This window comes from Aquicoccus sp., from assembly GCF_041686535.1.
Classification (GTDB): Bacteria; Pseudomonadota; Alphaproteobacteria; order Rhodobacterales; family Rhodobacteraceae; genus Aquicoccus.
In genome coordinates, this window is record NZ_JAWLDS010000007.1 from 33,006 (window position 1) to 42,757 (window position 9,752).

General features: G+C 65.7%; 7 protein-coding genes. 4 read left to right on the forward strand and 3 right to left on the reverse strand.

The window, feature by feature from the left end; all coding sequences use genetic code 11:
• Positions 1 to 100 precede the first annotated feature (100 nt).
• A complete protein-coding gene (locus ACESL9_RS03075; protein WP_372674492.1) occupies positions 101 to 694 on the forward strand; it encodes a gamma-glutamyl kinase in 594 nt (197 codons plus the stop codon).
• 65 nt (positions 695 to 759) lie between these two features.
• Here the strand turns inward: ACESL9_RS03075 and ACESL9_RS03080 are convergent, their stop codons facing one another.
• From ACESL9_RS03080 to guaB, 3 genes are all read right to left on the reverse strand, one after another.
• Positions 760 to 3,060, reverse strand: a complete 2,301-nt coding sequence (locus tag ACESL9_RS03080; protein WP_372674500.1) for an ATP-binding protein — start codon at positions 3,058 to 3,060, stop codon at positions 760 to 762.
• A gap of 124 nt (positions 3,061 to 3,184) precedes the next feature.
• Positions 3,185 to 4,357 (reverse strand): RsmB/NOP family class I SAM-dependent RNA methyltransferase, encoded by a 1,173-nt coding sequence (locus ACESL9_RS03085; protein WP_372674493.1) that lies wholly within the window; start codon positions 4,355 to 4,357, stop codon positions 3,185 to 3,187.
• Complete coding sequence (gene guaB / locus ACESL9_RS03090) at positions 4,357 to 5,805, reverse strand: IMP dehydrogenase (protein WP_372614157.1); 1,449 nt, start codon at positions 5,803 to 5,805, stop codon at positions 4,357 to 4,359. The genes ACESL9_RS03085 and guaB overlap by 1 nt, the downstream gene beginning before the upstream one ends.
• Before the next feature lie 131 nt (positions 5,806 to 5,936).
• Between guaB and ACESL9_RS03095 the strand changes: the two genes are divergently transcribed.
• From ACESL9_RS03095 to ACESL9_RS03105, 3 genes are all read left to right on the forward strand, one after another.
• Positions 5,937 to 6,896 carry an agmatinase gene (locus tag ACESL9_RS03095; RefSeq protein ID WP_372614155.1) on the forward strand — a complete coding sequence of 320 codons (960 nt, stop codon included), beginning with the start codon at positions 5,937 to 5,939 and terminating at the stop codon, positions 6,894 to 6,896.
• Positions 6,897 to 7,060: 164 nt separating this feature from the next.
• Positions 7,061 to 9,088, forward strand: a complete 2,028-nt coding sequence (locus ACESL9_RS03100) for an ASKHA domain-containing protein (protein WP_372614153.1) — start codon at positions 7,061 to 7,063, stop codon at positions 9,086 to 9,088.
• 90 nt (positions 9,089 to 9,178) lie between these two features.
• Positions 9,179 to 9,583: a cupin domain-containing protein gene (locus tag ACESL9_RS03105; protein WP_372614151.1), complete on the forward strand. Its 405-nt coding sequence runs from the start codon at positions 9,179 to 9,181 to the stop codon at positions 9,581 to 9,583.
• Positions 9,584 to 9,752: the final 169 nt, after the last annotated feature.

Consider the following 9,752-nt stretch of genomic DNA (forward strand, 5'->3'; position numbering starts at 1 on the left):
ATTTCAACAGGAAATTTCATGAACCCACTTTTTCGCCAAAAGGTTAAAAGATAGTTTACGCGCAACAGAAAGCCGCATCCGCCATAACGGGACCGCTGACATGCTCGTTTTTTCCAAGGCACGCCTGGTGGTCCTTTCGGTCCCCAAGACCGGCACGACCGCGATCGAACAGGCGCTGGCCGCACATGCCGCCATCGCCGTGCTCGATCCGCCCGAGCTCAAGCACGCGCCGGTCTATCGTTACAACCGGTTCTTCCGCCCCATGGTCGAGAAGTTCATCGGCGCGGATGTCGAAACCATCGCCGTCATGCGCGAGCCGGTCAGCTGGCTGGGCAGCTGGTATCGCTATCGCCAACGGCCGTTCCTTTCCGGAACGCCTGTCTCCACCGCCGAGATGAGCTTTGCAGACTTCGTCGAGGGCTACCTTCGCGATCCCCGTCCGGCTTTTGCCAATGTCGGCTCGCAGGCCAGGTTCCTCGAACCACGCCCCAACGGTACATCGGTTGACCGGATCTTTCGTTACGAGGCGATCGAGGATTGCGTGGCCTATCTCGAAGAGCGCCTAGGGCTCGAGATCGCGCTGCCGCGCGTCAATGTTTCGCCGGTTGCGGACCTGACATTGCCGGAGTCGCTCAGAACCCGGCTGACCGATGCCTGCGCCGAGGATTTCGCCTTGTGGGACAGCCTGGCGTGAGTTTGCCGCGCTATCGCCCTGCCTGTCTGGCCGACCTGTGCGCACGCCTGCGCCGGCCCCCGGCATCAATGCAGTTGCCGCTGCACCACTTCCGTCAATTCGGTGAGTGAGAACGGTTTCGGCAGGAAAACAGAGTTCGGAATGCCCGGCTGTCCTTCCGCGAAGGCATCCTCGGGATACCCCGAGACAAAGACCACGCGCACACCGGGATGCGTTTCCAGTGCCCTTCGCACCCAGCTCGGGCCATCCATGCCGGGCATCACGACATCGGTGACGAAGACATCAATGTCGAGATCGGTTTCTTCCAGCGTGCGGAGCGCATCCTCGGCCGATTCGGCCTCCAGAACCGTGTAGCCGCGCAGGCGCAGGGCGCGCGACGCGAAGGATCGCACCGGCGCCTCATCCTCGACCAGCAGGATGACACCATCGCCCGCAGGTGCGGCCATCGGCAAGCCCCCTTCCGCGGGCTTTGCGGGCTCACGCAGCTCGTCCTCGTCATGGATCGGAAGGATCACGCTGAAGACCGTTCCTTGCCCGGGGGTGCTGTCGGCGAAGATGAACCCGCCCGATTGCTTGATGATCCCGTAGGCGGTGGAAAGTCCCAGTCCCGTGCCCTCGCCGGTGCGTTTCGTCGTGTAGAACGGCTCGAAAATCTTTTGCAGAATATCCGGCGGCATGCCGACGCCGTCGTCATGTATCCGGATGCAGACATATTTCCCGGCCGGCACCACCGCCCGGTTACGCGTCATCGGCTCGGCCAGGTCGAGGCCCTGCGTCTCGATCCGGATCTCTCCGCCGTCCGGCATGGCATCGCGGGCGTTCACCACGATGTTCATCAGAACCTGCTCCAGCTGCCGCTTGTCCGCCCTGAGCTTGTGAACCACCGGATCATGTTCGAGCGTGAGCACCACCTTCTCACCCACGAGCCGGTTAAGCAGATGGGTCAGGTCCGAGAGCGTTTCGCGCAGGTCGAGCAACCTGGGTTGCAGGGTCTGCTTGCGCGAGAATGCAAGCAGCTGCCCCACGAGGGCGGCCGCACGGTTGGCATTCTGGTTGATCTGGACAAGGTCGCTATAGTCCGGATCGCTCTGATCGTGGCGCAGCAGCAAGAGATCGCAATGGCCCGAAATCGCGGTAAGCAGGTTGTTGAAATCATGCGCCACGCCCCCGGCAAGCTGGCCGATCGCCTGCATCTTCTGGCTTTGCACGAATTTCGCTTCCAGCGTCTTGAGTTCCGTCGCATCGTTCAGGACCGCGATCAACCCGGTGTCGCCCGGCGCGTTCACGCGCTTGAGCAGCACCTGCACAAAGACCTCCCGGTCACGCTGCGACACGCGCAGGAATTCGTTGTTCGTCACCTCGCGCCCTTCGGCGACCTCGGTCAGCCAGTCGGTGATCGACCGGCCCAACCCTTCCAGCAGTGCAGAAAGGTGCTGGCCCTCGCGCGCCGCGCTGCCGAGCAGGTCGCGCGCCTGTTCGTTCATGAACAGCACGGTCCCGTCAGCGGCCAGCTTCAACAGCGGCACGGGAAGGGTCTCCATGTGGCGCGCGTCATCCGCTTCCGTGCGATCTGCGCCATCGTGTTGCTTGACGGCTTCGGGCGCGGGCACGAGATAGAGTTCCGAACGACCGACAGAACCACGGATTTCGGCAGCGATCACGCGTCGGATGCCATCCTTGGTGCTGATCTGCTGAATCTCGCCGGACTGCACGGGCAGCGTCGTGAACAGCCGGTCGAGCGATTTCACCCGCTCTCCGATCAGCCGCTGCGCCGCCGCGTTCATGAACAGGACCGCGTTGTTGCGCCCGACGGTCAGGGCCGGAAGGGTTGCGCCGTTACCGCCGCGCCCCTGCCCCTTCTCGGCCGTTTCCTCGATGCGCCAAAGGAACACGGCCGGCCCGACCCGATGCGTGGCGAGCCGGACATGGCCCCGCCGTGTCACGACATCCTCTCGTGCGGCGCCCGCGGTTTCCGCCCGCTTCATGAGACGAAAGATCACCGCCGAGGGATTTGCGAAAACCTCTTCAAACACGCGGGCGAGGGTTTGCGCGCCAGCGTCGAACCGTTTCCCGGCCGCGGGATTCGCATGCGATATCTCGCCATCGGCATCGGTCACGAAACAGGGCACGGCGTCATGCTGCACGAATTCCGCCACCGCCCTTTGCGATTGCCGGTTCCGGGCCCGATACCACCAGACCATGGCCGAGATCATGCCCGCCAGCACCAGCAGCGTGCCACCCGCCGTGCCCAGCGCCAGCGACAGCCCCCCCTCACCCAGCGCATAGGCAGCCGCCAGGCACGAAGCGGCCAACAGGGCAAGCATGCCAAGTCGCGGCACCACCCTCTCGGCGGCGCGCAACAGCATGCCATGCGTGGAGTCGGTATGCGCCAAAAAAGCCCCCTTGAGCCGGTTCTGTCTGGCAGCGATCTTGCACGCCAAAACCTTAAGCGAGCGTTAACCCTGCCCGGAAACCCGCCCTGGTTGCGGCCTACGTTTCCGCATACCGTTCAAGCTGCGCAACAAAAAAGCCATCGCCCCCTTCGCTCAACGGAAACTGATGCGAGAAGGCGACACGCCACCCAGGCCGACGCGCACAGAACTGCGCGACCCGGGCCTCGTTCTCGTCCGGCAAAAGCGAACATGTCGCATAGACCAGCAATCCGCGCGGGGCGACCATGGGTGCGGCGGCCTCCAGAATCCGGTCCTGTGTCCTTGTCAATTCCGCGAGCCGCTCCGGCGTGAACCGCCATTTCGCGTCCGGATCACGCCGCCATGTCCCCGAACCCGAGCAGGGCACATCGCACAGCACGAGATCATAGGGCGCCCATCGGGCCAGTTCGGACGCATCAAGACACCGCACCTCGACCCCGGCCCGCGCCGCGCGCGGCGGCAGGTCATGCATGCGTGCAGGACTGGCGTCATGGGCAAAGAAATCCGCCTCGACCCGACCGGCCAACGCCAGTGTCTTGCCGCCGCCTCCAGCGCAGTAATCCAGTATTTTCATACCGTTGCGCAGTGGAATCCGCTCCATCGCGGATTGGCTGGAGAGATCCTGCAACTCGACCATCCCGGCCAGGAACGCACGCGACCGGGCAATCGCCCGCGCGCCCGCCGCAACCCGGAGCGCCATCCCGGACCCCGCGCAGGGCTGCGCCACGATCGAATCCTCGGCCAAATGGCCGATCGCCGTGTCCCGTGTCGCCTTGCGCCCGTTGACCCGCAGGAACACCGGCGCCCGCTGGCGCAACGCCGCAAGCTGGGGGGCCAGTGCCGCGCCATAGCGGGCTTCAAGCCCCGGCAGGAGCCAGTCGGGAAGTTCCGCAAACCCGGCGTCCGGCGGTGGCGGGAGCGGTTGCTGCTCCGCCGCGTTCAGCCCCGCAGGCGCATGGCGTTCACCGGTAAAGAACGCCTCCGGCGCCTCACCCCGCGACCGGATCAGCCCCAGCATCAGCGCGCGCCCGGTCTCCCCGCCGCCCAGATGGGCGCAAAGTCGCTTCTGGCGCAACACGTCATAGACATGATCGCGCACCGCCGCGCGGTCCTTTGATCCGGCATAGCGCGCCCCGCGTGCCCAAGCGGTCAGCGCCTTTTCCGCGGGCGCACCGGCAAGGATGCGGTCAACACAGTCCGCCGCCGCCTGCACCCGCGCATCAGGCCGCATCAGCCCATCCGGTAGTTCGAGCTTTCGCGCGTGATCTGAACATCATGCACATGCGACTCCTTGAGGCCGGCGCCGCTGATCCTGATGAACTGGCAATCGCGGCGCATGTCCTCGACCGTCGCACAGCCGGTATACCCCATCGCCGCGCGCAACCCGCCCACGAGCTGATGAATGACCACGCTGGCCGATCCCTTGTAGGGCACCTGCCCCTCGATCCCCTCGGGAACCAGCTTGTCGCTGGCCGCGTCCTTCTGGAAATAGCGGTCGGCGCTGCCGCGGGCCATCGCGCCAAGGCTGCCCATGCCGCGATAGCTCTTGAAGCTGCGCCCCTGGTACAGGATGACCTCGCCGGGGCTTTCATCGGTGCCCGCGATCATGGAACCCACCATCGCACAGGACGCCCCCGCCGCAATCGCCTTGGCGAAATCGCCCGAGAACTTGATGCCGCCATCGGCGATGATCGGAACATCACCCGCAGCCCGAACACAGTCCATGATCGCGGTCAGCTGCGGCACGCCCACGCCCGCCACGACCCGCGTGGTGCAGATCGAGCCCGGCCCGATACCCACCTTGATCGCGTCCGCGCCTGCGTCAATGAGCGCGCGCGTGGCCTCGCCGGTGGCGACGTTGCCGGCGATGATCTGCACCTCGTTCGACAGGCACTTGGCGCGTTTCACCGCCTCCAGCACACCGGCGGAATGGCCATGCGCGGTGTCCACCACGATGATGTCGCAGCCCGCATCGATCAGCGCCTCGGTCCGCTCCAGCCCGGCATCGCCCACGCCGGTCGCCGCCGCCACCCTGAGCCGTCCAAGGCGATCCTTGCACGCCGTTGGATTGAGCACCGCCTGCTCCGTGTCCTTGAGCGTCAGTAGCCCGGTCAGCTTGCCCTTGCCGTCATGCACCAGCAATTTCTCGATCCGCCGCGCCCGCATCAGGCTCTTGGCCTCGTCGAGATCGGCCGGTTCGGCCAGCATCGCCAGGTCTTCGGTCGTCATGACCAGCTTTATCGGCGTGTCCTCCGACGTGGCAAAGCGCATGTCCCGGTTGGTCACGATCCCCACGATGTGACCGCGCTCGTCCACCACCGGGAAGCCGGTGAAATTGTATCGCTCCACCAGCGCCCGCGCGTCCGCGATGGTCTGATCGGCGCGCAGCGTGACCGGGTTATAGACGATACCGCTCTCGAACCGCTTGACCCGGCGCACCTCGCGCGATTGCTCTTCGACGCTCAGGTTCTTGTGAATGACCCCCATGCCGCCGGCCTGGGCCATGGCGATGGCCATGCGGGATTCGGTCACCGTGTCCATGGCCGAACTCAGAAGCGGGATGTTGAGCGCGATGGATTTCGTGACATGGGTGCGCGTGTCGGCGGTGCTGGGCAACACGCTCGACGCCCCCGGAACTAGCAACACGTCATCGAAGGTCAGGGCCTCACGAATCTCCATCTGGGCTCTCCATGGCTCGGGATCGTTTGGCGCTTCCCTATCGCATGGATACCGGCCGGGGGAAACCCCAATTACGGCTTGCTCCCCGCCACCAACCGGGCCACCTTCACGACACCAAAGGAGAGACCCGCATGACCACCCACGGTTACGAATCCGGCCGCCTCAACCTGCCCTTCGTGGGCATCGCGACCTTCGGCAAACGCCCCTATGTCGAGGACTGGTCCGCCATCGCGGCCGATATCGCCGTCCTCGGCGCGCCCTTCGATTTCGGCACCCAGTGGCGCGCGGGCGCGCGCTTTGGCCCGCGCGCCGTGCGCGAGGCCAGCACCCTCTTCGCCTTCGGTCATGCCGGGGCCTATGATCACGAGGACGATTGCACCTACCTGCCCGGCTCGGTGCGCATGATCGACATGGGCGATGCCGATATCGTCCATACCGACACGCTGACCTCCCACGCCAATATCGAGGTTGGCGTGCGCGCCGCCCTTGCCGCCGGTGCCCTGCCGGTGGTGATCGGCGGCGATCACTCGGTCAACATCCCCTGCATCAACGCCTTCGAAGATCAGGGCGACATTCACATCCTCCAGATCGACGCCCATCTCGATTTCGTCGATGAGCGCCATGGCGTGCGCTTCGGCCACGGCAACCCGATGCGCCGCGCCGCCGAAAAGCGTTACGTCACCGGCCTCACCCAGGTCGGGATCCGCAATGTGAGTTCCACCGCGAAAGAGGGTTATGACGATGCCCGCGCCATGGGCGCCGACATCCTCTCGGTGCGCCAGGCCCGCGCGCTCGGCCCCAAGGCGCTGGCCGACCGCATCCCCCAGGGCGCGCGCGTCTATGTCACCCTCGACATCGACGCCTTCTGCCCCTCGATCGCGCCCGGCACCGGCACGCCCTCCCATGGCGGGTTTCTCTATTACGACGTGCTGGAACTCCTGCAAGAGGTCGCCAACCGACACGAGATCGTGGGCATCGACCTCGTGGAGGTCTCCCCCGATCACGACCCATCTGGTTCGACCGCGATCCTCGCCGCGCAGGTTCTGCTCAACTTTCTCGGATTCATCTTCCACGCCCGCGGCTTCCGCTAACCCCCCCTTCATCTTGCCCCAATTACTCCCGCCGGAGGCGTCCCCCCTTGCCCCGGCGCCAGGGGGGCGGAAAATGCCGCTCCCGGAAAAGATTATGCCGCTCCGCATCTTTTTCCCGGCGGCAAAGCCCCTATTGTCGGGGCAACGGCACAAAAGGCAGCGTCATGGACAACGACCCCCTCGTCATCTTCACCCCCTCGGGCAAACGCGGCCGCTTTCCCGCGGGCACCCCGGTCCTGACCGCCGCGCGGCAACTGGGCGTCGATCTCGACTCGGTCTGCGGCGGGCGGGGGATCTGTTCGAAATGCCAGGTGACACCGTCCTACGGCGAATTCTCCAAGCACGGGGTCACCGTGGCGCCCGACGCGCTGTCCGAATGGAACGCGGTCGAGGAACGCTATGACCGCAAGCGCGGGCTCGCCAAGGGCCGCCGCCTCGGCTGCCAGGCGACGATCCAGCACGACGTGGTGATCGACGTGCCACCCGAATCGCAGGTTCACAAGCAGGTCGTGCGCAAACGCGCCGAGGCCCGCGACATCGTGATGAACCCCGCCGTGCGGCTCTATTATGTCGAGGTCGAGGAGCCCGACATGCACGAGCCTTCGGGGGATCTCGAACGCCTGATTGCGGCGCTTGAAAACCAATGGGAGATCAAAGGCGTCGAGTCCGATCTTCACGTCCTGCCTTACCTTCAGCCCGTCCTGCGCAAGGGCGGCTGGGGTGTCACCGTCGCCCTGCATCAAGGCATGGGCGCGCCGCGCATCATGCATCTCTGGCCCGGGCTCTACGAGGGCGCGCTCTATGGCCTTGCCGTCGATCTGGGCTCGACCACCATCGCCGCCCACCTGTGCGACCTGCGCACCGGCGAGGTGGTGGCCTCCTCCGGACTGATGAACCCGCAGATCCGCTTTGGCGAAGACCTGATGAGCCGGGTGTCCTATTCGATGATGAATCCCGGCGGCGCGGGGGAAATGACCCGCGCAGTGCGCGAGGGCATGAACACGCTTTTCGAGCAGATCGCGACCGAGGCCGGCATCGACCGCGCCCTGATCATGGACTCGGTCTTCGTGATGAACCCGGTCATGCATCACCTCTTTCTGGGCATCGACGCCTATGAACTGGGCCAGGCACCCTTCGCGCTGGCCACCTCGAACGCGCTCCACCTGCGCGCCGCCGATCTGGATCTCGAGCTTCACCCGGCGGCCCGCACCTATATCCTGCCCTGCATCGCGGGCCATGTCGGCGCCGATGCTGCCGCCGTCACCCTCTCCGAGGCGCCCGACAAGTCCGAGGATCTGGTGCTTGTCGTCGATGTCGGCACCAATGCCGAGATCCAGCTTGGCAACAAGAACCGGCTGCTGGCCTGTTCCTCGCCCACCGGCCCCGCCTTCGAGGGCGCCCAGATCAGCGCGGGCCAACGCGCCGCCCCCGGTGCGATCGAGCGAGTCGAGATCGACCCCGCCACGAAAGAGCCACGCTTTCGCGTGATCGGCTGCGATCTGTGGTCCGATGACCCCGGCTTTTCCGAAGCCATCGCCGCCACCGGCATCACCGGCATCTGCGGCTCGGGCATCATCGAGGCGATTGCCGAGATGCGCATGGCCGGCATCGTGGACGCCTCAGGCCTGATCGGATCGGCCGAGCAGGTGGGCACCCAACGATGCATCGCCGACGGGCGCACCCATTCCTATGTGCTCTGGCACGGCACCGAGGACAGCCCCCGCATCACCGTCACCAACCCCGATATCCGCGCCATCCAGATGGCCAAGGCCGCACTCTATTCCGGCGCGCGGCTGCTGATGGACAAGCTCGGCGTCGATACCGTGGATCGCGTCGTGCTGGCCGGGGCCTTCGGGGCGCATATCTCGCCCAAGCACGCGATGGTTCTGGGCATGATCCCCGATTGCGCGCTCGACAAGGTGACATCGGCAGGCAACGCCGCCGGCACAGGCGCGCGCATCGCGCTCCTCAACAGCGATACCCGCGCCGAGATCGAGGAAACGGTGCGCAATATCGAGAAGATCGAAACCGCCATCGAACCCCGCTTCCAGGAGCATTTCGTGAACGCTTCGGCCTTGCCCAATTCGGCCGAACCCTTCCCCATCCTGAACTCGGTCGTGCCCCTGCCGGATGTCAGCTTCAACACCGGCGGCGAAGACAGCGGCGGGCGCAGGCGACGGCGGCGCGGTTGATCCTTCGCGCCCGGCGGGTCACGCATTGCCCCCGCCTCGATTGCAGCGCATCATGGCATGGTTCCAAACTCACCCGAAAGAGGCAGCCCCATGAACATACACCGCGCAGGATCGCGTCCATCGGAGTACCCGAACCAGGATTATTTTACCGGCACCGTCCGCTTCGACCCGGTGATCTCGGCCCCCTCACCCGCACGCGTGGCCGCACTCACCGTCACGTTCGAGCCGGGCGCGCGCACCGCCTGGCATACCCACCCCTTCGGCCAGACCCTGATCGTCACCGCCGGCAAGGGCCGGATCGGCACCCGCAAGGACGAGGTCCGCGAGATCTTTCCGGGTGACGTCATCTGGTTCGAGCCGGGCGAAGAGCATTGGCACGGCGCCGCGCCCGATTGCGCCATGACCCATATCGCGATCCAGGAAAGGGACGGCGAGAGCGCCGCGGACTGGCTCGAAAAAGTGTCCGATGCCGATTACGGCGCCGATCCCGCCTGACGCACCACGGCCCATGCGCGCGCTCAGCTGTTGGAGCTCCAGAAACAGCGGCCGACATCGACATAGCGGATCATGTCCTCGGCCTGCCCCGCCGGCACGAGGCGCGAGCACCCCTCAAGCGCGTGCCGCGACTCGGGCGCCTCCGCGTCACCGGCCGCCTCCGCCTCGG